Origin of the sequence: Paraburkholderia sp. SIMBA_053, from assembly GCF_046534895.1 — a bacterium.
GTDB lineage: Bacteria > Pseudomonadota > Gammaproteobacteria > Burkholderiales > Burkholderiaceae > Paraburkholderia > Paraburkholderia caledonica.
This window is the reverse complement of sequence record NZ_JAWRXU010000582.1, coordinates 1-277: the sequence shown is the minus strand read 5'-3', so window position 1 is coordinate 277 and position 277 is coordinate 1. Positions and strand designations below refer to the sequence as shown.

General features: G+C 69.7%; 1 protein-coding gene. It reads right to left on the bottom strand.

Going from position 1 to position 277, the window contains the following annotated elements:
* Positions 1 to 277 (bottom strand): hypothetical protein (locus tag SB753_RS36930; RefSeq protein WP_410805093.1); only part of this gene is annotated, 277 nt, incomplete at both ends.

The window sequence follows — 277 nt, the reverse complement described above, 5'->3', positions numbered from 1 at the left end:
CGAGCGTGCGCAATGACTGCGCCGCCGCATCCTCACCCGCGAATCCGACGAGTACCGCTCCGCGATCCGTGGCGAGGGAGTCCGGGGACAGGCCGAGGTTCGATGCCACCTGCCAGGTGTCGGCGTTCAGACGTTCCGGCGTCGCGCCGGCCAGGCGCACGCGCCACGCGCGCACAGAGGTCTGCAGGGGAGCCGCGTCGACCACGGCACCGGCCACGAGGAAGACCGAATCGTCGACCACCTCCTCCAACTCCGAGAGGATGTGGCTCGAGATCAG